We start from the raw sequence: 24,355 nt of genomic DNA, 5'->3' as shown, positions 1-24,355 counted from the left end.
GCAATGTTGAAGTGGCCCATGTTTGATCTTCCTTTTGAGCCGATGCTTTCGTATTGGCTTGGAGGTATTTCTACCTATGATCTCGAGGAAACGTTGGGCGTCGCTTTGTCGGCATATAATCCGAATAACAAAATCGATAGAGAAATTGTTATTGGGAACTATATCCTGACGAGGTTTGACGATCTTACGTATAGACACAAATTTTTATTATTCAAGGTGCTCGAGGGCGCTCTAAGGATTCCGGAGTTTGATTTTTCAGCGCAGTTTGAAAGTGATTTTGAAGAAAATACTTGCGTAGCTTGGGATGAAACGCAAATAAATGATGCTCGTGGTTTTTTTGAGGATATCTATAGGCTGGCTAGCGAAGAGTGGATGGAAGATCTTCACAAGGCCAGCCTTGAAGATACTTCAGCTTGGTGAGCATAAGTGCGTTTTTCAACTTTGCATTTTAATCATGGCTATGGTCTTTAATCGGTCAGGGATTGTTGTGTTGAAAGTTATTGAGGAAGAGGAAACTGTGTCGTGCTTGATCGGACGGTTAATGCAGGCTGTGTTTTCGATTTTTGAAAAGCGGGAAAGAGTCTTGGAAAGCTATAAACGGTGATGCTCGTGATAAAACAGTGAGGCCAGTAAATGAATAGTAAATATGCGGCGGTTGTACTGGCAGTAGATCCAATCGTTGAGGAAGAGGTTTTATTGCTCGTAAATGGAATGAAAGTTAAATGCTTCGCGAGCTACTGCCCTGAAAAAGTCGAGGTGGGAAAATCCTATGACGTTGAATTAGATATAGTCCTTGCTGATGATAATCTTATCGTCGTTGCAGAAAAGCGCGCTGACAGATTCGTTGAAATAATAGGCGGCGGCTTCCCCTGCTTTCTGTATGGTTATTTGGGCGGAAGTGTCTTCCGATCCTTCGTTGACTTTATGGGGCAGGAAATCCACTACGACTATCCGGAGTTCAATGAGCAATTCGTAAAGATCAGGGTCGACAGAATTAATGTGTATTTCTGATCAACAAACGAATCTAGCTCTTTCCCGCTTTTATTTTATTTGTGGGCAAATGATAGGGTTTCCAGTTTTAGACGATTTCATTGAAAAATTGAATTCGAACAGAGTCACATTTTTATAGAGTTATAGATTGTCAGGAAGAGCGGTGGGTAATTAAATTTGAAAATGTTCTAGGTTTGACTCCGTTGGGACTGTGGAGGCTGTTTCAGGAGTAATTAATAAGAATAATAAAGAAATTGCTGATTTTCTGGATGGTACGGACAGAAGCTAGTAATCAATCAGTCGGTGCCAGTACCCGAGGGTATTGGTGTGGTTCGACGAAGCGGTAACCCTGTTCGTCGACACCCAAGCGCCGCTGGATGTTTTGTATGACGCTGCCAACTACCGAATTCGCGCCGTCACCCAAGTGATGGAGGACTCGTCCATGCGCGGTTCGATCGAGTGTCAGTCCTTCATTTCTAGTGATTTTGCTTTGCTCTGTGCCATTCCTGCGTAGTAGTCGTAAATCGGGCAGTGCGGTGTGTCAGGCATAACCGGATTGCAGGTTTTGGGGCTGCTTCGCAGCCCAACGGGGGCAAGCCTCCTCGCCACAGGGTTGGTGTGATGCCCGAAATAGGGGTGGGATGGCCCGCTCGGCCGCGAAGCCCTGACGTGCGAGCCGGTACAAGGTAAACTTCCCGGCCTTCGCAGGAGCAATCATGAATTATCGTCACGCCTTCCATGCCGGCAATCATGCCGATGTGTTCAAACACCTGACTTTGACCCGCCTCATCGCCCTGATGTCGCGCAAGGACCAGCCGTTTGCCTATCTCGACACACACGCCGGGATTGGTCTGTATGACCTGCAGGGTGATCAAGCGAGCCGCACCGGCGAGTATCTGGAAGGGATCGCGCGGTTGTGGGATCAGCCGGATTTGCCGGCGCTGACCGCCGATTACATGAAGGTGTTGCACGACATGAACCCGAATGGCCAGTTGCGCTACTACCCGGGGTCGCCGGAGTTGGCGCGGCGGCTGACGCGGCCGCAGGATCGGGTGATGCTCAACGAGAAGCATCCCGAGGATGGCGTGCTGCTCAAGGACAACATGGCCGGTGATCGTCGGGTCAAGGTTCACCTGGGCGAGGGCTGGCATGTGCCGCGCGCGATGTTGCCGGTGCAGGAGAAGCGCGCGGTGATGTTGATTGATCCGCCGTTCGAACAGCTCGACGAGATGCAGCGTTGTGCGGCATCGCTGAAAGAAGCGATTGGCCGGATGCGCCAAACCGTGGCGGCGATCTGGTATCCGGTGAAGGATCAGCGTTTGTTGCGGCGTTTTTATCAGGACTTGGCCGGCACGGGCGCGCCGAAGTTGTTGCGCGTGGAGCTGCTGGTGCATCCGCTGGACACGCCGAACAGTCTGAATGGCTCGGGGCTGGCGATTGCGAATCCGCCGTGGGGCCTGGAAGAGGAATTGCGTGAGCTGCTGCCGTGGTTGTCGCAAAAGCTTGGGCAAACGCAGGGCGGGTGGCAGATGGATTGGTTGATTGCTGAGAGCTGATCAGATGGATTGATGGCCTCTGACCGGACGTCTTCGCGGGCAAGCCTCGCTCCTACAGGTTGAGTGATCTGTAGGGGCGAGGCTTGCCCGCGAAGCATTTCAGCGTCCGAAAATCAAATCGGGCAAGTCACGCCAGTACCGCCAATCCCGCAATACCCTTCCGGGTTTTTCGCCAGGTATTGCTGGTGATACGCCTCGGCGAAGTAGACCGTCGGGGCTTCTTCGATTTCGGTGGTGATTTCGCCTTTGCCAGCCTTGGTCAACTCAGCCTGAAACACTTGTGCGCTGTGCTTGGCGGCGTCCAGTTGAGTCGGGTTGGTGGCGTAGATCACCGAGCGATATTGCGTGCCGATGTCGTTGCCTTGGCGCATGCCCTGAGTCGGGTTGTGCAATTCCCAGAACATTTTCAGCAGTTCTTGGTAGCTGACTTTCGCCGGTTCGTAGACCACCAATACCACTTCGCTATGGCCGGTCAGGCCCGAGCAGACTTCTTCGTACGTGGGGTTTGGCGTGAAGCCGCCGGCGTAGCCGACCACCGTGCTTACCACTCCTTCGCGCTGCCAGAACTTGCGTTCGGCGCCCCAGAAGCAGCCGAGGCCGAAGATCGCGAAATCCACGTCAGTCACGAACGGGCCCAGCAGCGGGGCGTCGTGGACGAAGTGGCGTTCCGGCAGGGTCATCGGAGTTTCACGGCCGGGCAGAGCTTGTTCTTTAGTCGGGAGCACGTTTTTGTTCACCAGAATTTCCGAGCGCAAGACCATCATCAGTCCCCTCAGTCAGGTTGAATGTAAATTGTCAGACACGCAGTTTGCCCAATGATGCCAAGTAAATCACTACAACTGTGGGAGCGAACTGTGGCGAGGGGGCTTGCCCCAGTTGGGCGGCGAAGCAGCCCCAAAATATCTGAGGTAACAAAGATCTTGTGAGTGCTGCGCACTCAAACGGGGGCAAGCCTCCTCGCCACAGGGATTAGGGTGTTCCACAGGGGTTTTGCGGTGTTATGTCAGGCAATCGGGCCGCGCGGGTAGCGTCGGAGCTTTTCGATCAGCTCGGAGCCGGGGATTGGCCGGTCGAACAGGTAACCCTGGCCGACATCGCAACGATGGCGGCGCAGGAACGCCAATTGCTCGGCCGTCTCGATACCTTCCGCCACGACCTTGAGTTTCAGGTTGTGCGCCATGGCGATCACCGCTGAGGTGATTTCCATGTCGTCCTGGTTGTCCGGAATTTCGTGGATGAAGCTGCGATCGATCTTGATGATGTCGATCGGGAATTTCTTCAGATAGCTCAGCGACGAATAACCGGTGCCGAAGTCGTCCATGGCCAGGGTCAGGCCCAGACGCTTGAGCTGGTCGAGCTGCAAGTGCGTGTCTTCGGTGGCTTCCAGCAGCAAACCTTCCGTCAGTTCCAGTTCAAGCAGATTGGCCGGCAGCGCTTCTTCCTTGAGGATGCTGGCGATGGACGCCACCAGGTCCGGGTCGGAGAACTGCTTGGGCGACAGGTTGATCGCCACTTGCAGATTGCCCAGCCCGGCGGCGGTCAGGTCTTTGCTCATGCGGCAAGCCTGGCGGGCAATCCATTTGCCAATCGGAATGATCAGGCCGGTTTCTTCGGCGACGCTGATGAACTGGTCCGGGCGAATCATGCCTTTTTCCGGATGATTCCAGCGCAGCAACGCTTCCATGCCCAGCAGGCGGCCGCTGCGCAGGCACAGTTTTGGCTGGTAGAACACGTCCAGCTCGTTCTGCGTGAGCGCGCGGCGCAGGTTGTTTTCGACGAACAATTTGTAACTGGCTTCGGCGTTCAGCGCTTCGGTGAACACCTGCACCTGATGTTTGCCGTTGGCTTTGGCCTTGTGCAGCGCCAGACCGGCGTTGCGCATCAACGTCTGCGGATCGCGGCCATGCAGCGGCGCGCAGGCGAGGCCGACCGAACCGGTAACGCTGATCAACTGGTTGTCGACGAACATCGGTTTGTCGAGCGTCGCCAGCAATTGGTTGGCGACTTGCTGGCCGGCGGCGAGGTCGGTGTTGTCGAGCAACACGGCGAATTCGTTACTGGCGAAACGCGCCAGGCTGCCGCTCGGGCTCAGGCTGTTGCGCAGGCGTCGGGAAAGGCTGATCAGCAGTTTGTCGCCAGTCTGGTGGCCGAGGCTGTCGTTGATCCGCTTGAAGTTGTCGATGTCCACCAGCAACAGGCTGATCGGCGTATCGCTGTCGCGAGCGAAGCGCTCGTCGAGGTTGCGAATGAACGCCGGCCGGTTGCCGAGGTTGGTCAGGTTGTCGGTGTAGGCCAGGCGCTCGATGCGCTGCTGCGCGAGTTTGGTCTGGGTGATGTCTTCGTAGATGCCGATGTAATGCGTCAACTCGCGGTTGTCGCCATACACCTTGGAGATCGACAACTGGCCCCAGTACGGTTCGAGGTTTTTGCGACGGCTTTTGAATTCGCCCTGCCAACTGTTGCTTTTGGCCAGCGCCGAGGGCGCGTCGAACAGCAGTTCGCTGAGGTTTTCCAGCGCCGGCAGTTCCGAGAGCATCTGCCCGTGGACTTCTTCGGTGCTGTATTGGGTGATCGCGGTGAAGCTCGGGTTGACGTACTCGACCACGCCGTCGCAATTGACCAGCAAAAACGCGTTGGCGCTTTGCTCCACGGCACGCTGGAACAGGTGCAGGGCGCTGGTGGCGGTGCGCCGGTTGTGGTTGTTGATGACTTGGGCGAACTGGTCCGCGAGCTCGCCGGCAAAAGCGATTTCGTCTGACTGCCAGGCGCGGGTCGCACCGGTCTGCTCCAGGCACAACACGCCGACCACTTGGCCATCGACGCGAATACTGGCGTCGAGCATGGCGTTGACGTCACGCGGGCGCAGGCTTTCGGCCATGTCGCGGGTGCGCGGGTCGCGAATCGCGTTGTGCGCGTCGATGGCGCGGCTGCTGTGCAAGGCTTCGAGGTAGTCGGGGAAGCTGCTGACGTCGATCGGCTCCGGCAGTTGGTATTCCTGCGTGGCGCGGTGATACGCCGAGATCGGCACCAGCATCGAACCTTCGAGGTTCCACAGGCTGGCGCAATCGATTTCGTAGATGTCGCAGGCGCAACGAGTGATCAGCTCGGCGGCTTCCTGCAACGAGTTGCTGGTGGTGTAGCGCTGACGGGTCAGCAGCAGAATCAGGTCTTGCTGGGCACGCACGCGGTCCAGGTGCTGCAATTGTTCTTGCTGGGCACGCTGGTTGAGTTCGAGAGCGATTTGCAGGCGCGAATTCTGAGTTTCGAGGTCCAGCGCCGGCAGCTGTATTTCACCGTCGAACAAGCCGTCGACAACTAACAGGTAGCCGCGCAGCAGGTGTCGATTGTGTTGTTTGTAGGCTTCGCCGAGTTCCAGCAGGCTCAAGGTCCCGGCGGCGGTGTGCAAGGTGTAGCGCACCAGGTAATGCGGACTTTCGGTGAGTTGTTGCTGGATCGCGTCGTGCAGCTGATAGCGCGCTTCGGGCTCCATCAGGCTCGCGTACGGCGAGCCGACCAGCGCACAGAGTTCCACCGCCGGCAGGCCGAATTGGCGTTCGCAATTGGGATCGAGGAACAGCAGCGCCCAGCTCGCTTCATTCAGCCGTTCGAAACGCAGCATGCCGAGCCGCGAGGGCACAGGCAACTGCGTCACTACCTCGGCCACCATACGGCTGGCGGCATCGGGTTGGCTCTTCATATGGAGGGAAACTCGCTTCGAATATGCTGATCGCGCCGGGCTTTCGCCCTCGTCACTGTTGCCTGCGGCAAGGTTGCATCATTGCGGCACCGACTGACAAGAGTGATGAAGGCCAAGTGCTATAAGAATATGTCGGCAGGACGAAGGATTTCTCCAGCGCCGGGGTGAAAGTAATGTTCATGCCGGCGATTTTTGCGGCTGGAGAGGCGACTGTGGGGCTGGTGAAGCGACTGTGGGTTGATGATGCATCTGTGGCGAGCGAGCTTGCTCGCGTTTGAGTGCGCAGCGCTCACTGGATTTTGGGGCCGCTGCGCAGCCCAGCGCGAGCAAGCTCGCTCGCCACTGGTTTGGTTTTGATTACAGCATCTGCATCTGCATTTGTCGCAATTCCAGTTTCAACCCTAACCCTAGTGAGTCGCTGTCACCGGGGTGTGCAGCCTTAACGCAACGGAATGCTGATCGATTGCAGCAGTTCGCCGTCGCGGTCGTGGTAGTTGACGCGGATCTGCTTGGCCTCGACCAGCAAATGGGCAAAGTTGTCCTGGCTGACCACTTTGCTGGTCAGTTCATGCCGATAGTCCCCGGCCGCGGTTTGCGCCAATGGCTTGTCCAGGATAAACGTCGATTCCCGGGCGTACGGCAGCAGTTTGCTGTTGCATAGCGGCGACGAGACGATGGTGTGCACTTCGAAGTCAGGGTCTTCGCTGTGGGTCAGGCGACTGGTCAGGGAGCCGTGGACATCTCCGGAAATGATGAAGACATTCGGGATGCGCTGCGTACGAATGGTCTCCAGCAGGCGTAGGCGCTGTTCCGGAAATGCCTTCCAGGCATCGTCGCCGAGGCTTTTGCGGTCGGGGTAAAACATCACGCTGGTGACCACAAACTTGACCCGTGCCGGACTGTGGATCAGCCATTTGAGCAGCGCCTCTTCCTGCTCTTTATCGAGAATTCGTCGATTGCCGGCAGACAAGTCGCGCCGGGTGCGGCTGTCAGTGACAAACCATTCAATATCGCCCTCGGCGAATTGATACCAATACTGTTTTAGTTGCGGATTGACTTGTCCGTTGGCCAGTAGTCCATGCGCCGGGCTATGGCTGGCTTGGTATAACTCATAGGCGTCCATTGCGTTTTTATACAGATAATCATCGTTCTTGCTTTTGTTGGCTGGCCAATTATCTTCAATCTCATGATCGTCGAGGATCATGTAAGTCGCTGTGTTAGACATCAACTTGTTGATGTTCGGTTGGGCGAACGCCGTGCGGTACTTGCTGAGAATCTGTTGATAATCGCGGTCGGGAGCAAAACGGTTCAAGTCATCGACGTAGATCTGGTCGCCGGTCATCAGTGTGGCGCTGATCGGCGGGTTGGCCTGTGCCGCCAATCGCGAGATCGAGGCGAAAATCCGGTCGCCCAACTGCGGCGCCGACGGTATGCCTGCGGTCATGCGCAAATAGCGGCACGAGCCGACGATGTAAGCACGGGGCAGGGTGGATTTGCTGGAGCGGGTGCGAAAGCGATACACCTCGCGCGGCCATTGCAGTGGCAGCTCTTGCACGGTGTCCACGGTGTGCACCGGGCTCATCGGGCTGAGCCAGCCGGTTTGATATTCGTATTCGGTGTCTTCATGCAGGTCATTCAACGCAATGACATCGGACATGTCCCGTTGTGTCCGAAGTCTGGTAAACACACCTTTGGTCCAACGCTCTTCACCTGATCGCCGATAACGTATGCCGGCAAATACTGCTGCATCTTTCTGAGTGTCGCCGCGCAAGAATATACGTGCATGGTTAGTTGTAGTGTGACCAATAATCGGGCCGACAGTGGGTTTGAACATATTCGAATCCATTCGAAGTTTGTGCTAACTAAGCAATTAAGGATGTGGAAGTTCGTCTTGAACTTCATGCAACTAAGACTAGTTACTGACTGGCAAAAAATATCGGGCAGAAGTGGACCGGGTTTGTGGGCCAAATAAGCGGAGGCTGTAGGAAGAAGCTCTGCATTTATTCAAGGCAAAAAAAAGCCCCGCCAAATTGGCGGGGTTGAGGTACGAGCGTGGCGCTCGGAAAACGTGGAACGCAACGAGCCCTCCGGTGAAGGAGGGCTTGTTTGGGTTTACAGCAGAATGGTGCGGATGTCGGCCAGCAGGTCGCTCAGGCGCTTGGTGAAGCGAGCGGCTGCGGCGCCGTTGATCACACGGTGATCGTAGGACAACGACAGTGGCAGCATCAGTTTCGGCTGGAAGGCTTTGCCGTCCCAGACTGGCTGGATGGTTGCCTTGGAAACACCGAGGATCGCCACTTCCGGCGCGTTGACGATCGGCGTGAAGCCGGTGCCGCCAATGTGGCCGAGGCTGGAAATGGTGAAGCAGGCGCCTTGCATGTCGTCAGCGGTGAGCTTCTTGTCGCGGGCCTTGGCGGCCAGCGCAGCGGCTTCGGCTGCCAGTTGCAACAGGCTCTTCTGGTCGACGTTCTTGATGACCGGTACCAGCAGGCCTTCAGGGGTGTCGACGGCGAAGCCGATGTTCACGTATTTCTTGCGGATGATCGCCTTGCCGCTTGGTGCCAGCGAACTGTTGAAGTCCGGCAGTTCCTTGAGCAGGTGTGCGCACGACTTGAGCAGCAGCGGCAGGATGGTCAGCTTGACGCCGGCCTTCTCTGCGACGGCTTTCTGGGCGATGCGGAACGCTTCCAGGTCGGTGATATCAGCCGAATCGAACTGAGTCACGTGCGGGATGTTCAACCAGCTACGGTGCAGGCTCGACGCGCCGATTTGCATCAGGCGAGTCATCGGCACTTCTTCGGTTTCGCCGAAACGGCTGAAGTCCACGACCGGAATCGGCGGGATGCCCGCGCCACCGGTTGCGCCGCCAGCGGCCGGTGCTTCCTTGGCCTTCTGCATCATCGCTTTGACGTAAACCTGCACGTCTTCTTTCAAGACGCGACCGTGCGGACCGCTTGGGCTGACCGCGCTCAGCTCGACGCCGAACTCGCGCGCCAATTGGCGTACCGCCGGGCCGGCGTGAACCTTGGCGCCCGGTTTGGCTGGTGCAACAGGTGCCGAAGCAGTTGCAGCAGGTGCCGATGCGGCCGCAGCAGCAGGAGCCGCTTCAGTCTTGGCCGCCGCAGGTGCAGCAGCCGGAGCCGGTGCAGCAGCAGGCGCAGCGCCTTTGACTTTGAGTTTCAGGATCAGGTCGCCAGTACCGACTTCGTCATCCAGCTTGATGGAAACGCTTTCCACCACGCCAGCGGCTGGCGATGGGATTTCCATGCTCGCCTTGTCGGATTCCAGGGTGATCAGCGACTGGTCGGCGGTGACGGTGTCGCCAGCCTTGACCAGGACTTCGATGATCTTGGCTTTGCCCGACGAACCGATGTCCGGAACATGAATGTCCTGAACGGTGTCGGCGGCCGGTGCGGCAGGCGCGGCGGCTGGAGCAGCAGCGGCGGCCGGAGCCGGCGCAGCAGCCTGAGCTGGCGCGGCAGCAGCAGGGGCCGCAGCACCCGCCGCAGCACCCGCCACTTCCAGGTCCAGAATCAGGTCGCCGGTGCCGACTTCGTCGTTGAGCTTGACGCTGATGCTCTTGACCACGCCAGCAACTGGCGATGGGATTTCCATGCTGGCCTTGTCGGATTCCAGGGTGATCAGCGATTGATCAGCCTCGACGGTGTCGCCGACCTTGACCTGGATCTCGATGATCTGAGCCTTGCCCGACGAACCGATGTCCGGCACGTGAACCTGCTGAACCGAAGCGGCAGCAGGCGCGGCAGCTGGAGCAGCGGCGGCAGGTGCAGCCGCAGGAGCCGCTTCAGCCTTGGCGGCCGGAGCACCGGCCGGCGCGTCAGCCGCAGGAGCCGGCGCAGCGTCCCCTTCGACTTCCAGCTCCAGCAACTCGTCGCCTTCTTTCAGGCGATCGCCCAGCTTCACTTTCAGGCTTTTGACGATACCGGCCTTCGGCGCAGGCACTTCCATGCTGGCCTTGTCCGACTCAAGCGTCAGGATGCTCTGCTCGGCTTCGATACGGTCGCCGACCTTCACAAATAGTTCGATTACTTCACCTTCACCGCTGCCGATGTCAGGTACTCGAATGAGTTCGCTCACAGATTGTCTCCTCAGCAGTCCAGTGGGTTGAGTTTTTCCGGGTTGATCCCGAACTTGACGATAGCCTCGGCCACCACCTTAGGTTCGATATCACCACGGTCAGCCAAGGCTTCCAGGGCTGCCAACACCACGAAATGACGATCGACTTCGAAGAAGTGACGCAGCTTTTTACGGCTGTCACTGCGACCGAAACCGTCGGTGCCCAAGACCTTGAATTCCTTGGACGGGACCCACTGACGAATTTGTTCGGCGAACAGCTTCATGTAGTCGGTAGAGGCAATGACCGGACCTTTACGGCCGCTCAGGCACTCTTCGACGTAGCTCACCTGAGGCTTCTGGCCAGGCTTCAGACGGTTGCTGCGCTCGACGGCCAGGCCATCGCGACGCAGTTCGTTGAAGCTGGTAACGCTCCAGACGTCAGCGCCGATGTTGAACTCTTCGCGCAGAATCTTCGCTGCTTCACGGACTTCACGCAGGATGGTGCCGGAGCCCATCAGCTGAACGTGGTGCGCCGCCTCGCGGGTGTCTTCTTCGAGCAGGTACATGCCCTTGATGATGCCTTCCTCGACACCGGCCGGCATGGCTGGCTGCTGGTAGGACTCGTTCATCACGGTGATGTAGTAGAAAACGTCCTGCTGCTCTTCGGTCATCTTCTTCATGCCGTCCTGGATGATCACCGCCAGCTCATAGCCGTAGGTTGGATCAAAGGTGCGGCAGTTCGGGATGGTGCCGGCCAGGATGTGGCTGTGACCATCTTCGTGTTGCAGGCCTTCGCCGTTCAGCGTGGTTCGGCCGGCGGTGCCGCCGATCAGGAAACCACGGGTACGGCTGTCGCCAGCGGCCCAGGCGAGGTCGCCGATACGCTGGAAGCCGAACATCGAATAGAAGATGTAGAACGGCAGCATTGGCTGGTTGTGGCTGGAGTACGAAGTACCGGCAGCGATGAAGGAGCTCATGGCGCCCGCTTCGTTGATGCCTTCTTCGAGGATCTGGCCCTTCTTGTCTTCCTTGTAGAACATCACCTGGTCTTTATCGACCGGATCGTACAACTGGCCGACGGAAGAGTAGATGCCCAACTGACGGAACATGCCTTCCATACCGAAGGTACGGGCTTCGTCCGGGATGATCGGAACGATGCGCGAGCCGATTTCCTTGTCCTTGACCAGTTGCGCGAGGATCCGCACGAAAGCCATGGTGGTGGAAATCTCACGGTCGCCGGAACCGTCAAGGATTGCCTTGAGGGTGTCGAGCGGCGGCGTCGGAATATCGAAGCTCTTGGCGCGGCGCTGTGGCACGAAACCGCCGAGTGCGGTGCGGCGCTCGCTCAGGTAACGGGCTTCGGCACTGTTTGGCTCAGGCTTGAAGAACGGCAGGTTCTCCAGCTCTTCGTCTTTTACCGGGATGTCGAAACGATCGCGGAACAGCTTCAGGCTTTCAACATCAACTTTCTTGGTGTTGTGCGCGGTGTTCTTCGCTTCGCCGGCACCGGTGCCATAACCCTTGATGGTCTTGGCGAGGATGACGGTTGGTTGTTCTTTGTGGTTGACCGCTTCGTGGTAAGCCGCATAGACCTTGTACGGGTCGTGGCCGCCACGGTTGAGTTTCCAGATCTCGTCGTCGGACAGATCAGCAACCATCGCCTTCAGTTCAGGCGTGTTGAAGAAGTGTTCACGAACGAACGCGCCGTCTTTGGCTTTGTAGTTCTGGTACTCGCCGTCGATGACTTCGTCCATGCGACGTTGCAGGATGCCGTCGACGTCTTTGGCCAGCAGTGGGTCCCAGAAACGGCCCCAGATGACTTTGGTCACGTTCCACTGAGCACCACGGAACACGCCTTCGAGTTCCTGGATGATCTTGCCGTTGCCGCGAACCGGGCCGTCGAGGCGCTGCAGGTTGCAGTTGATGACGAAGATCAGGTTGTCGAGCTTCTCGCGGCCAGCCAGCGAGATTGCGCCCAGGGATTCCGGCTCGTCACACTCGCCGTCGCCCAGGAAGCACCAGACTTTCTGCTTGCCTTCAGGAATGAAGCCGCGCGCTTCCAGGTACTTCATGAAACGTGCCTGGTAGATCGCCTGGATCGGACCCAGACCCATGGAAACGGTCGGGAACTGCCAGAAATCGGGCATCAGCCACGGGTGTGGATAGGACGACAGGCCTTGACCATCAACTTCCTGACGGAAGTTGTTCATCTGGTCTTCGGTGATGCGACCTTCCATGAATGCACGGGCGTAAACGCCTGGCGAGGTGTGGCCCTGGAAGTAGATCAGGTCGCCGCCGTGTTCGTCGGTCGGGGCCTGGAAGAAGTAGTTGAAGCCGATGTCATACAGGGTCGCACTGGAAGCGAAGCTGGAAATGTGACCGCCCAGGTCCGAATCTTTCAGATTCGTGCGCATCACCATGGCCATCGCGTTCCAGCGCACCAACGAGCGAATGCGGCGTTCCATGAACAGGTCGCCAGGCATGCGTGCTTCGTGGGTAACAGGAATGGTGTTGCGGTATGGCGTGGTGATGGCGTAAGGCAATTGCGAACCGCTGCGGGTCGCCAATTCGCCCATACGGGTCATCAGATAGTGAGCGCGGTCTTCGCCTTCTTTGTCGAGAACCGATTCCAGGGCGTCCAGCCATTCCTGGGTTTCGACGGGATCGAGGTCTTGCATGGCTTGCTCCAGGGCGGAAAGGCTTCCAGAATCGGTTGCCTGAGTTTGCGACTGGCCTTGTGGGCAGACGATATAAATTCTTGGATTGCCGAGAGGTATGTTCCGGCGGCGTGTAGTTTTACTACAAATCATCGGGCATTTCAGCCTTTCGAATGTATAGACGAGTAGTAAAACTACAGATGAATGGCTTGTGGCCTCCGGCTGCGTTGTGAGAATAATCGTTAAGGTTGGTCTTTTGCCAACCAGAAAAGGTGAAAGCTTGATGCTGGCTGCCAAAATAAAAGAAATTTCAGCTATTTCTAACCTTTGTTCGACAGTCGGTCACGTAGCGGCTTTCCAAGAATCACTACATGCAGCCTTTCACACGCCGATCAAGGATAGACCATGACCCTGCCTTCGCTTGCCCAACTGCCCGCCATTCTCCAGCCATTGGTCAGCCGTTCCGATGAGTCGTTCCGCGCGGCCGTCGCTTTATTGGACGACGAACAGGGGCTGTCCACCTGGACGCCTGAACGCTGGGCGCAATTTGCCCGCGTCACCGCCGCCAGCGATTTCGTGATTGAACAGAGTGTTCGTGACCCTTTGATGTTGCTGACGCTGGTGCAGTCCGGCGAACTGGATCGCAGCCTGGCGCCTGGCGAGTTGTGCGCGCAGATCGCCGCCGCGGTGAACGCGGCGCAAACCGAAGATGAACTCGGCCGCGCGCTCCGGCGCCAGCGCACCCGCCATCAAGTGCGCATCATCTGGCGCGACCTGACGCGCCAGGCCGACCTGATCCAGACCTGCCGCGACCTCTCGGACATGGCCGATGCGAGCATCGATCAGGCTTATCAATGGTTGTACGCGCGGCACTGCCAGCAGTTCGGCGTGCCGACCGGGCGACGCAGTGGCGAGCCGCAGCAAATGGTCATCCTCGGCATGGGCAAGCTCGGCGCCGTGGAGCTCAACCTGTCGTCCGACATCGACCTGATTTTCGCCTACCCCGAGGGCGGCGAAACCGTCGGCGTGAAGCGCTCGCTGGATAACCAGGAATTTTTTATCCGCCTCGGCCAACGCCTGATCAAAGCGCTGGACCCGATGACCGTCGACGGTTTTGTCTTCCGCGTCGACATGCGTCTGCGCCCCTATGGTTCGGCCGGCGCGCTGGTGTTGAGCTTCAACGCGCTGGAGCAGTATTACCAGGATCAGGGCCGCGACTGGGAGCGCTACGCGATGATCAAATCGCGCGTGGTGGCCGGCGATCAAGTGGCCGGCGCGCAGTTGCAAGAACTGCTGCGGCCGTTCGTTTATCGGCGCTATCTGGACTTCTCGGCGATCGAAGCGCTGCGCACCATGAAGCAGTTGATCCAGCAGGAAGTGCGGCGCAAAGGCATGGCCGACAACATCAAGCTCGGCTCCGGCGGCATCCGCGAAGTGGAATTTATCGCTCAGGCATTCCAGTTGATCCACGGCGGCCGCGACTTGAGCCTGCAGCAACGTCCTCTATTAAAAGTGCTGAGTACGCTTGAAGGTCAGGGTTACTTGCCAGCAGCGGTGGTCAGCGAGTTGCGCGAAGGTTATGAATTTTTGCGCTACACCGAGCACGCGATCCAGGCAATTGCCGACCGCCAGACGCAGATGTTGCCGGACGACGAGCAGGATCAGGCGCGAATTGCCTTTATGCTCGGGTTTGCCGATTGGGCCGCGTTTCACCAGCAGCTCATGCACTGGCGCGGCCGGGTCGCGTGGCACTTTGCGCAAGTGATTGCCGATCCTGATGAAGAGCAAGGCACCGAGGCCGAAGTGGTGGTCGGCGGCGAATGGTTGCCGTTGTGGGAAGAGGAGCAGGACGAAGAGGCTGCTTGCCGACAACTGGAGGAGGGCGGTTTCGTCGATGCTGCCAAAGCCCTGAAAACCTTGGCCGGATTGCGCGGCAGTCCGCAATTGCGGGCGATGCAGCGTCTCGGCCGGGAACGGCTTGATGCCTTTATTCCACGCTTGCTGGCGCAGGCGGTTGAACACGCCAATCCTGATCTGGTGCTGGAACGGGTGCTGCCGCTGGTTGAAGCGGTGGCGCGGCGCTCGGCGTATCTGGTGTTGCTCACGGAAAACCCTGGGGCGCTGCGACGTTTGTTGACCTTGTGCGCCGCGAGCCCGTGGATTGCCGAACAGATCACCCGTTTCCCGTTGCTGCTGGATGAGTTGCTCAACGAGGGCCGCTTGTTCAAGCCGCCCTTGGCGCCGGAATTGGCCGCCGAATTGCGCGAACGCCTGACGCGTATTCCCGAGGATGACCTCGAACAACAGATGGAAGCCTTGCGCCATTTCAAATTGGCCCACCGCTTGCGCGTCGCCGCCTCGGAAATCGCCGGCAGCCTGCCGTTGATGAAAGTCAGCGATTACCTGACCTGGCTCGCCGAGGCGATTCTTGAGCAGGTGTTGGCGCTGGCGTGGCGCCAGACGGTGGCCAAATACGGCACGCCGCTGCGCAATGACGGCACATTGTGTGATCCGGGCTTCATCATTGTCGGTTACGGCAAAGTCGGTGGGCTGGAGTTGGGGCATGGTTCCGACCTGGACTTGGTGTTCATCCACGATGGCGACCCGCAGGCTGAAACCGATGGCCCGAAACCTATCGACGGCGCGCAATTTTTCACTCGGCTTGGCCAGCGGATCATTCATTTGATGACGACGCAGACCAACTCCGGGCAATTGTATGAAGTCGACATGCGCCTGCGCCCGTCCGGTGCTTCGGGGTTGCTGGTGAGTTCGCTCGGCGCGTTTGCGCGATATCAGGAAAACGAAGCCTGGACCTGGGAACATCAGGCGTTGGTGCGCGCGCGGGTGCTGGTCGGCAGCAAGGATGTCGGCCAGGCGTTCGAGAAGGTTCGCGCGTCTATTTTGGGCAAGGCGCGGGATTTGCCGACCTTGCGCCAGGAGGTCAGCGAGATGCGCGCCAAGATGCGCGATAACCTCGGCAGCAAGAGCACGGCCGCCGGCACTGCGGCAAATGCCTTCGAAGCCACGGCGCCGTTCGATCTCAAGCAGGACGCCGGAGGTATCGTCGATATTGAATTTATGGTGCAATACGCGGCCCTGGCGTGGTCCGAACAGCACCCGTCATTGCTCCGCTGGACCGATAACATCCGCATTCTGGAAGGGTTGGAACAGGAAGGCCTGATGCCTGGCGAAGACGCCAGCCTGCTGCGCGAGGCCTACAAAGCCTACCGCTCCGCCGCCCACCGGCAGGCGTTGCAGAAGGATCCGGGGGTCATCCCGGGCGACCAGTTCGCGGACGAACGACGGCAGGTATTGCGGATCTGGAAAGAGCTGGGGTTGAGCTGAAACCGTTTATACGCAGCAACGAACACCCCTGTGGGAGCGAGCTTGCTCGCGATGAGGCCGTCACATCCAATGTTTTTAGTGACTGTCAGGACCCCATCGCGAGCAAGCTCGCTCCCACAGTCGATTTTCAGTGTTTGCTGGATTGAGGCACCAATGCCCCAAGTAGACCTGCGGTGTTTGGAAGATTGAAGCGGCTAAGCTACATCGCACTGGATGTGCACCAATACCCAATGTGGGAGCGACGGTTCGACGTTTCGACCTGCTCGCGATAGCGGAGTGACAGTCGACAGTCATGTTGAAGGTGATGACCCATCGCAGGCAGGCCCGCTTTTGCAGTGATTATCGAGGCGGGGAGGCGTATGCCTCCCCGGTTCGTTTTTGGAAACCACATGAAAATTCTGATCGTTGGGCCCAGTTGGGTCGGTGACATGGTGATGGCGCAGACACTGTTTCAGTGCCTCAAGCAGCGCCACCCGCAATGCGAAATCGACGTGCTGGCCCCCGAGTGGAGCCGGCCGATCCTTGAGCGCATGCCCGAAGTGCGTCAGGCCTTGAGCTTCCCGCTCGGCCACGGCGCCCTCGAGCTGGCGACCCGTCGACGCATCGGCAAATCCCTGGCCGGCCAGTACGACCAGGCGATCCTGCTGCCCAATTCGTTGAAATCGGCGCTGGTGCCGTTCTTCGCCGGCATCCCGAAACGCACCGGTTGGCGCGGCGAATTCCGCTACGGCCTGCTCAACGACGTGCGCACGCTGGATAAACAACGTTACCCGCTGATGATCGAGCGCTTCATGGCCCTGGCCTACGAACCGGGCGCCGAACTGCCGCAGCCTTATCCGCGCCCGAGCCTGCAAATCGACCCGGTCACCCGCGAAGCGGCGCTGGGCAAATTCGGCCTGAGCCTCGACCGTCCGGTGCTGGCGCTGTGCCCTGGCGCCGAGTTTGGCGAGTCCAAGCGCTGGCCGTCCGAGCACTACGCCAAAGTCGCCGAAACCAAGATTCGCGAAGGCTGGCAAGTCTGGCTGTTCGGCTCGAAAAACGATCACTCGGTCGGCGAAGACATCCGCGCGCGGCTGATTCCCGGCCTGCGTGAAGAGGCGGTCAACCTCAGCGGCGACACCTCGCTGGCCGAGGCGATCGACCTGCTGTCCTGCGCCGACGCCGTAGTCTCCAACGATTCCGGGCTGATGCACGTGGCCGCCGCGCTGAACCGGCCGCTGGTCGCGGTGTACGGCTCGACCTCGCCGGGCTTCACGCCGCCGCTGGCCGAACAGGTCGAAATCGTCCGGCTCGGCCTCGAATGCAGCCCGTGTTTCGACCGCACCTGCCGCTTCGGCCATTACAACTGCCTGCGCCAGCTCATGCCGCAACCGGTCAACGAAGCCTTGCAGCGGTTGCAGGGCACTGTGGTCGAGGTCAATTAGTTTGCGGGTTCTGTTGATCAAGACTTCCTCGCTGGGCGACGTGATTCACGCGTTGCCGGCGTTGACCGACGCGGCGCGGGCGATCCCCGGCATCACCTTCGATTGGGTGGTGGAAGAAGGCTTCGCCGAAATCCCGACCTGGCACCCGGCCGTGGGCACAGTCATCCCGGTGGCGATCCGCCGCTGGCGCAAAAACATCTGGCAGACGATCAAAAGCGGCGAGTGGAAGCGCTTCAAACAAAGCGTGCGCGCGACGAAATATGACTTGGTGATCGATGCCCAGGGCCTGCTCAAAAGCGCCTGGCTGACCCGTTACGTCAAGGCCCCGGTGGCCGGGCTCGACAAGGATTCGGCGCGCGAGCCGATGGCTTCGCGGTTCTACTCGCGCCGCCTCGCCGTCGGCCGTGGCCAGCACGCGGTCGAGCGCGTGCGCCAGTTGTTTGCGTTGGCGCTGGGCTACGACTTGCCCAAGGGCCTCGGCGATTACGGCCTCAACGTCGAACGTCTGGTCGAATTGCCGCGCAAGAATCCCTACGTGTTGTTTCTGCACGGCACCACGTGGGACACCAAACACTGGCCGGAAGCCTATTGGCGCGAACTCGCCGAACGCGTCGGCCACCTCGGCGTCGCGGTGAAACTGCCGTGGGGCAACCCGGTCGAGAAGGCCCGCGCCGAGCGCATTGCCGCTGGGTTCCGACATGCCGAAGTGCTGCCCAAACTCAATCTCGCCGGGGTCGGCAAAGTATTGGCCGGCGCGCAGGCTTGCGTGGCCGTCGACACTGGTCTCGGTCACCTCGCTGCCGCGCTCGACGTACCGACCCTGTCGCTGTTCGGCCCGACCAACCCGGGCCTGACCGGCGCTTACGGCAAGGCGCAGATTCATATCGCCAGCGACTTCCCGTGCGCGCCGTGCATGCAAAAGAAATGCACCTATCAACCGACGGCCGAAGACGCCCGTCAGTTTGACCTTAAACGCGAGTGGCCCCTGTGCTTCACGCGTCTGAATCCCCAGCGTGTCGCCAGCCGACTGAGCACGTTGTTACTGGCTGAGGAGCTGCGCTGATGCAATTGGCTTTTGTCCTTTACAAATATTTCCCGTTTGGCGGTTTGCAGCGCGATTTCATGCGCATTGCCCTCGAATGTCAGCAGCGCGGACACCAGATCCGTGTGTACACGCTGATTTGGGAAGGTGACGTGCCGCCGGGTTTCGAAGTGTTGGTGGCGCCGGTCAAGGCGTTCTTCAATCACCGGCGCAACGAAAAACTCAGCGAATGGATGGAGGCTGATCTGGCCAAACGTCCGGTCGATCGCCTGATCGGCTTCAACAAAATGCCCGGCCTCGACGTGTATTACGCCGCCGACGGCTGCTTTGAAGACAAGGCGCAAAACCTGCGCAATTCGCTGTACCGGCGCTGGGGCCGCTACCGGCACTTCGCCGAGTACGAGCGCGCGGTGTTCGCCAAGGACGCCAAAACAGAAGTGCTGATGATCTCCGAAGTGCAGCAGCCGCTGTTCATCAAGCATTACGACACGCCGCTGGAACGCTTTCATTTGCTGCCGCCGGGGATTTCCCAGGACCGTCGCGCACCGCCGAATGCGCCGCAGATTCGCGCCGAATTCCGTGCTGAATTCAAGCTCAACGATGACGATCTGCTGCTGGTGCAGATCGGCTCCGGGTTCAAGACCAAAGGCGTCGATCGCAGCCTCAAAGCGCTGGCCGCCTTGCCCGCTGATCTGAAGAAACGCACACGGCTGTTTGTAATTGGCCAGGACGACCCCAAATTGTTCCAGATGCAGAGCGCCACGCTGGGGCTTGGCGACAACGTCACGTTCCTCAAGGGCCGCAGCGACATCCCGCGTTTCCTGTTGGGCGCCGACCTGTTGATCCACCCGGCGTACAACGAAAACACCGGCACCGTGCTCCTTGAAGCGCTGGTCGCCGGGTTGCCGGTGCTGGTCAGCGCGGTGTGTGGCTACGCCCATTACATCGCCGAGGCCGATGCCGGGCTGGTGCTCGACGAGCCGTTCGATCAGGCGCAACTCACGCACTATCTGAGCGACATGTTGCACGACGCAGATGCACGGGCGGCCTGGAGCCGCAACGGTCTGGCCTTCGCCGAGACGGCCGACCTCTATAGCATGCCGCAGCACGCGGCCGATGTGATTCTGGCGGAGCACGCTTAATGAAGTTGATGCTGGCTGAACCGTTCAAAAGCCTGTGGGCAGGACGCGATCCGTTTGCCGAAGTCGAAGGCTTGCAGGGCGAGGTGTACCGCGAGCTCGAAGCGCGCCGGACCTTGCGCACCGAAGTGAACGGCAACGGATTTTTCGTGAAAATCCACCGCGGCATTGGCTGGGGCGAAATCTTCAAAAACCTGCTGACCGCCAAGCTACCGGTGCTCGGCGCGGGCCAGGAATGGAAAGCCATCCAGCGCCTGCAGGAAGTCGGCGTGCCGACCATGACCGCCGTCGCCTATGGCGAAAAGGGCAGCAACCCGGCGGATCAACATTCGTTCATCGTCACCGAAGAACTGGCGCCGACCATCAGCCTCGAAGACTTCAGCATCGATTGGGTGAAAAACCCGCCGGAGCCGAAACTCAAGCGAGCGCTGATCGCCGAAGTCGCGCGCATGACCGGCATGATGCACCGCGCCGGGGTCAACCACCGCGACTGCTACATCTGCCACTTCCTGCTGCACACCGACAAATCGGTGACTGCCGAGGACTTCAAACTCTCGGTGATCGACCTGCACCGCGCGCAGACCCGACCGAAGATCAACCAGCGCTGGCGCAACAAGGATCTGGCGGCGTTGTACTTTTCGGCGTTGGACATCGGCCTGACTCGGCGCGACAAAATGCGTTTTCTCAAGGGCTACTTCCAGCAACCGCTGCGGCAGATTCTCGGCGAAGAAGCCGGCTTGCTCAGCTGGCTCGAAGGCAAGGCCAACAAGCTCTACGAGCGCAAACAGCGTTACGGGGATGCGCTCTGATGCCGGGTTGGAAGCTGGATCCGGCTTACAGCGAACTGGCGGAAGACTTCGGCAACCTCGACGCGGTATTCGCCCTTCAAGGCGAGCGCATGACGTGGGACCCGTTGTCCGAGCTGATCCGCGTCAAGCGCGACGGCGTCAATTACTACGTGAAGCGTTACGTCGGCGCCGGCAAAGGCCTGCGTCGTTATCTGGGCAAGCCACGGGTGAAAGCCGAGTGGCAAAACCTCAAGCGCTTCGCCAAGTGGGGCATCCCGACCGCTGACGTGGTGGCGTGGGGCCTGGAGCGGCGCGGCGCGGCGTACGACCGTGGCGCGATGATCACCCGCGAACTGCCGAACACCGAAGACTTGTCGGCCCTGGCTGATCGCAATGACCCGAAACTGGCGGACCGCGCCTGGGTCGATGGCGTCAGTCGGCAATTGGCCGGTTATACCCGGACCATGCACGACAATCGCTTCACCCATAACGACTTGAAGTGGCGCAATTTGCTGATCGACGATCAGGCCCGACTGTTCCTGATCGATTGCCCGAACGGCGATTTCTGGCGCGGGTTCTGGCTCAAGTACCGCATCACCAAAGACCTGGCCTGCCTCGACAAAGTGGCGAAATATCACTTGTCGGCGACCCAACGCCTGCGCTTTTACCTGCAATACAGCCAACGGCCTCGGCTCAATGCCGCCGACAAAAAACGGATCCGCCACGTGCTGAGATTTTTCGAGGGCCGCGAATGACTGATTTCCTCGCCGCTGAAGACCGCGCGCTCCTCGAGCGCCACGGCCTCGGCACGTTCGACGCACTGTGGGCCAAGCAGCTCGAAGCAGTTGATGAACCCAATACGGCGGGCGGTGGCTGGAGCAGCGTGTTTCGGCTCGATCTGGAAGGGCAGGGGTTTTACCTCAAGCGCCAGAGCAATTACCTGACGCGGACCTTGCACGCGCCGTTCGGCGAGCCGAGTTTTGCCCGTGAATTCCGCAACATTTCGCGTTATCAGCGGATGGGCATTCCCGCCCTGCAAGCGGTGTTTTTCGGCGAGCGCAAAGTCGCTGGCGAAGTGCGCGCGATTCTCCTGACCCGCGCGCTGGACGGCTGGGATGACCTCGATTCGCTGTTGCAGCGCTGGGCCGATTTGAGCGCCGGGCAACATTCGGCGATTCTGCAAGCCTGTGGACAACTGGCGCGACGCCTGCACGGCGTGCGTCAGGTTCACGGCTGTTTTTACCCCAAGCATATTTTCCTGCGCGCGAGCGGCGACGGTTACGAGGCGCAGTTGATCGACCTGGAAAAGACTCGGCCCTTGTTGTTCGGTCAGCGCGACCGCACCAAGGACCTGGAGCCGCTGGTGCGCCGTTCGCCGCAGTGGACGCCAAGCCAGCTGCGCGAGTTGTTGGCGAGTTACGTCGAGCAACCCGTCGACAGTCCGCTGGTGGATAGCTGGCTGTCGCGGCTCACTGCGCGCCGCAGTCACAAGGAGACGCGCTGATGCGTTTGTCCGAACTGAAGGACGCCGGCCGTAACCCGACTTTGCCAATCAACATTCCACTGGCCGATGCTGCCGGGCCGGCCGATCTGCAATTGCTCAGCTTGTTGCGCGTATTGCCGGGCCAGCGTTATGTCGGTGCCGGGGTCTGGCGTGGCCGGCCGGTACTGGCCAAATTGCTGGTCGGCAGCAAAGCCGCGCGGCACTTCCAACGTGAGCTGGACGGCGTGCGTTTGCTCGCCGCTCAGGGCCTGACCACGCCGCTGCTGTTGGCCGATGGCTTGAAGGACGGCGAGGGCGGCTGGCTGCTGTTCGATTTCCTCGAAGGCGCCGAGAGCCTTGGCGAAACCTGGAAACAGGTCGAACACTTGCCGGTGCTCGCCGACATGCAAGGCGCGGTGCTCGCCGAAGCCTTGGGCGCGATCGGCCAAATGCATCGCAAAGGGCTGTGGCAGGAAGATTTGCACCTGGACAATCTGCTGCGCCAGCGCGGTCGGTTGTATCTGATCGATGGCGGCGGCGTTTGCGCCGAAACGCCGGGCCAGCCGTTGTCGCGGCAGAAAGTTCTGGAAAACCTCGGGGTGTTTTTCGCCCAGTTGCCGAAGTCGCTGGAACCGTTCACCGAAGAATTGCTGGTCTATTACCTGCTGAGCAATGGCGAACATGCGTTGCCGATGGAAGCCTTGCAGAAGCAGATCGACAAGGTTCGGCGCTGGCGTCTGCGTGACTTCCTGATCAAGTGCGGGCGTGACTGCACGCTGTTCAGCGTCCAGCGCGGCGCGTTCGGTTTGCGCGCGATTCGTCGCGAAGAACAAAGCGCCATGTTGCCGGTGCTGGAGCATGCGGATGCTTTACTCGATCAGGGGCACTTGTACAAAACCGGCGGCGCCGCGAGCGTTGGCAAGGTTGAAGTGGCCGGGCGCACGCTGGTCATCAAACGTTACAACATCAAGGGTTTTGCCCATTGGCTCAAACGCTTCTGGCGCCCGAGCCGGGCCTGGCATTCCTGGCGCGAGGGCAATCGCCTGGCGTTCCTCGGCATCGCCACGCCAAAACCGTTGGCGTTGCTGGAGCAGCGCTTTTTGTGGCTGCGCAGCCGGGCTTATCTGGTGACCGAATACTTGCCGGGCCCGGACATCATCGAGCGGTTTGCGCCGTACGTTGAAAGTGGCGCCGCGCCCGAGGCCGAGTTGCTGGCGCTGGATCATCTGTTCGCCGAGCTGATCAGCGAACGCATCAGCCATGGCGATTTCAAGGGCCATAACCTGTTCTGGCACAACGATCGCTGGGCGCTGATCGACCTCGATTCGATGTGCCAGCACAGCTCGGCCAGCAGCTTCGCCCCGGCTTATGCGCGGGATCGCGCGCGGTTCATGCGCAACTGGCCGCCGGGCAGCGCGTTGTATCAAGTGATTGATCAGCGCTTACCGAAGGAAATCGCCAGCGCTGTCTGAATCGGGCCTGCGGCCCTATCGCGAGCAGGCTCACTCCTACACTCGGAATGCGTTTCCCCGCAGGAGTGAGCCTGCTCGCGATAGGGTCCACCGAGCCAACACAAAACCCGGTCTGCCAACGGAGGACACATTCTAATGAAATGTCCTACATGATCTGCAGACCCCGTGAACTGTGCCCTGAGTAACCCCAGTGCTAGCTTGTCTGACGATTCCGACAGGCAAATTCAGATGATCAAAATAGCGCTTCCGCTGGTGACGTTTGCACTGCTTTTAACCGGCTGCGGCACTGCCGTCACGGTTCTGCAAGACGACGCCGACGCCGCCCGCAGCCTCAGAAAACAAAAAACCTACTGCCAATCCATCCCGCGCATTTACAGCGGCCTCGCCTACGATTTTTGCGTGCTCAACGCACCGCCCGACCCCACCGGCGTAATGGTGCCGCTGGTGCTGCTGGATTTAAGCCTGTCAGGGGTTCTGGACACAGTGGTGTTGCCGTACACGATCTATCGGCAGGTAGCGGATGGGAATATCGCGGTGTATTGGCGTCCGGGTCGTGGATAAGCTGGCGCAGCGGCGTTTGGCGCAAGTCTTCTTCAGCGGCTGACAACCACAGGGTCATTCCTCTCATGTTTACGCTATAATCCCGCCCTTTAGCTGTCTCTCGCCGCTTGCGAGGGCACATTAA

At 59.4% G+C, this 24,355-nt stretch carries 18 protein-coding genes; 13 read left to right on the top strand and 5 right to left on the bottom strand.

All coding sequences use genetic code 11. The features are described 5' to 3' along the window. Window positions 1–3: 3 nt before the first annotated feature. The 4 genes from BLU01_RS10240 (at window position 4) to BLU01_RS10225 (ending at window position 2,546) form a co-directional block, all read left to right on the top strand. Entirely contained in the window at window positions 4–420 is a 417-nt protein-coding gene (locus tag BLU01_RS10240) for a hypothetical protein (protein ID WP_092274331.1), read from the top strand. A 213-nt stretch (window positions 421–633) separates the two neighbouring features. Beyond that, complete coding sequence (locus BLU01_RS10235) at window positions 634–1,011, top strand: hypothetical protein (RefSeq protein ID WP_092274328.1); 378 nt, start codon at window positions 634–636, stop codon at window positions 1,009–1,011. Between the two features lie 304 nt (window positions 1,012–1,315). Continuing rightward, window positions 1,316–1,504, top strand: a complete 189-nt coding sequence (locus tag BLU01_RS10230) for a hypothetical protein (RefSeq protein ID WP_092274326.1) — start codon at window positions 1,316–1,318, stop codon at window positions 1,502–1,504. A 202-nt stretch (window positions 1,505–1,706) separates the two neighbouring features. Then, complete coding sequence (locus tag BLU01_RS10225) at window positions 1,707–2,546, top strand: 23S rRNA (adenine(2030)-N(6))-methyltransferase RlmJ (RefSeq protein WP_092274323.1); 840 nt, start codon at window positions 1,707–1,709, stop codon at window positions 2,544–2,546. 113 nt (window positions 2,547–2,659) lie between these two features. Here the strand turns inward: BLU01_RS10225 and msrA are convergent, their stop codons facing one another. From msrA to aceE, 5 genes are all read right to left on the bottom strand, one after another. Then, window positions 2,660–3,307, bottom strand: a complete 648-nt coding sequence (gene msrA / locus BLU01_RS10220) for a peptide-methionine (S)-S-oxide reductase MsrA (protein WP_092281554.1) — start codon at window positions 3,305–3,307, stop codon at window positions 2,660–2,662. A 242-nt stretch (window positions 3,308–3,549) separates the two neighbouring features. Continuing rightward, window positions 3,550–6,243, bottom strand: a complete 2,694-nt coding sequence (locus BLU01_RS10215; RefSeq protein ID WP_092274320.1) for a sensor domain-containing phosphodiesterase — start codon at window positions 6,241–6,243, stop codon at window positions 3,550–3,552. A 439-nt stretch (window positions 6,244–6,682) separates the two neighbouring features. Beyond that, window positions 6,683–8,077 carry an alkaline phosphatase D family protein gene (locus tag BLU01_RS10210; RefSeq protein ID WP_092274317.1) on the bottom strand — a complete coding sequence of 465 codons (1,395 nt, stop codon included), beginning with the start codon at window positions 8,075–8,077 and terminating at the stop codon, window positions 6,683–6,685. Between the two features lie 278 nt (window positions 8,078–8,355). Continuing rightward, window positions 8,356–10,341 carry a dihydrolipoyllysine-residue acetyltransferase gene (aceF, locus tag BLU01_RS10205; protein WP_092274313.1) on the bottom strand — a complete coding sequence of 662 codons (1,986 nt, stop codon included), beginning with the start codon at window positions 10,339–10,341 and terminating at the stop codon, window positions 8,356–8,358. Between the two features lie 11 nt (window positions 10,342–10,352). Continuing rightward, window positions 10,353–12,998, bottom strand: a complete 2,646-nt coding sequence (gene aceE, locus BLU01_RS10200; RefSeq protein ID WP_092274310.1) for a pyruvate dehydrogenase (acetyl-transferring), homodimeric type — start codon at window positions 12,996–12,998, stop codon at window positions 10,353–10,355. Window positions 12,999–13,382: 384 nt separating this feature from the next. Between aceE and glnE the strand changes: the two genes are divergently transcribed. The 9 genes from glnE (at window position 13,383) to BLU01_RS10155 (ending at window position 24,231) form a co-directional block, all read left to right on the top strand. Beyond that, a complete protein-coding gene (gene glnE / locus BLU01_RS10195) occupies window positions 13,383–16,322 on the top strand; it encodes a bifunctional [glutamate--ammonia ligase]-adenylyl-L-tyrosine phosphorylase/[glutamate--ammonia-ligase] adenylyltransferase (protein ID WP_092274307.1) in 2,940 nt (979 codons plus the stop codon). A 389-nt stretch (window positions 16,323–16,711) separates the two neighbouring features. Continuing rightward, window positions 16,712–17,746, top strand: a complete 1,035-nt coding sequence (gene waaF / locus BLU01_RS10190; RefSeq protein ID WP_092274304.1) for a lipopolysaccharide heptosyltransferase II — start codon at window positions 16,712–16,714, stop codon at window positions 17,744–17,746. Window position 17,747: 1 nt separating this feature from the next. Continuing rightward, window positions 17,748–18,809, top strand: a complete 1,062-nt coding sequence (gene waaC / locus BLU01_RS10185; protein ID WP_092274300.1) for a lipopolysaccharide heptosyltransferase I — start codon at window positions 17,748–17,750, stop codon at window positions 18,807–18,809. Then, window positions 18,809–19,930: a glycosyltransferase family 4 protein gene (locus BLU01_RS10180; RefSeq protein WP_092274296.1), complete on the top strand. Its 1,122-nt coding sequence runs from the start codon at window positions 18,809–18,811 to the stop codon at window positions 19,928–19,930. The genes waaC and BLU01_RS10180 overlap by 1 nt, the downstream gene beginning before the upstream one ends. Further along, a complete protein-coding gene (gene rfaP / locus BLU01_RS10175) occupies window positions 19,930–20,736 on the top strand; it encodes a lipopolysaccharide core heptose(I) kinase RfaP (protein ID WP_092274292.1) in 807 nt (268 codons plus the stop codon). Before BLU01_RS10180 ends, rfaP begins: the two co-directional genes overlap by 1 nt. Continuing rightward, on the top strand, window positions 20,736–21,470 hold the full coding sequence (locus BLU01_RS10170; RefSeq protein ID WP_092274288.1) for a lipopolysaccharide kinase InaA family protein: 735 nt from the start codon (window positions 20,736–20,738) through the stop codon (window positions 21,468–21,470). Before rfaP ends, BLU01_RS10170 begins: the two co-directional genes overlap by 1 nt. Next, on the top strand, window positions 21,467–22,219 hold the full coding sequence (locus BLU01_RS10165) for a lipopolysaccharide kinase InaA family protein (protein ID WP_092274285.1): 753 nt from the start codon (window positions 21,467–21,469) through the stop codon (window positions 22,217–22,219). The genes BLU01_RS10170 and BLU01_RS10165 overlap by 4 nt, the downstream gene beginning before the upstream one ends. After that, the gene (locus tag BLU01_RS10160) at window positions 22,219–23,670 is read left to right on the top strand and encodes a lipopolysaccharide kinase InaA family protein (protein ID WP_092274281.1); all 1,452 of its coding nucleotides are present in this window, start codon (window positions 22,219–22,221) and stop codon (window positions 23,668–23,670) included. Before BLU01_RS10165 ends, BLU01_RS10160 begins: the two co-directional genes overlap by 1 nt. Window positions 23,671–23,898: 228 nt before the next feature. Next, a complete protein-coding gene (locus tag BLU01_RS10155; RefSeq protein ID WP_092274278.1) occupies window positions 23,899–24,231 on the top strand; it encodes a YceK/YidQ family lipoprotein in 333 nt (110 codons plus the stop codon). The last annotated feature ends 124 nt before the right edge of the window (window positions 24,232–24,355 follow it).

The organism is Pseudomonas prosekii, from assembly GCF_900105155.1.
Taxonomy (GTDB): domain Bacteria; phylum Pseudomonadota; class Gammaproteobacteria; order Pseudomonadales; family Pseudomonadaceae; genus Aquipseudomonas; species Aquipseudomonas prosekii.
Note: the sequence above shows the minus strand (reverse complement) of the source record. Positions and strands in the feature narration are given on the sequence as shown.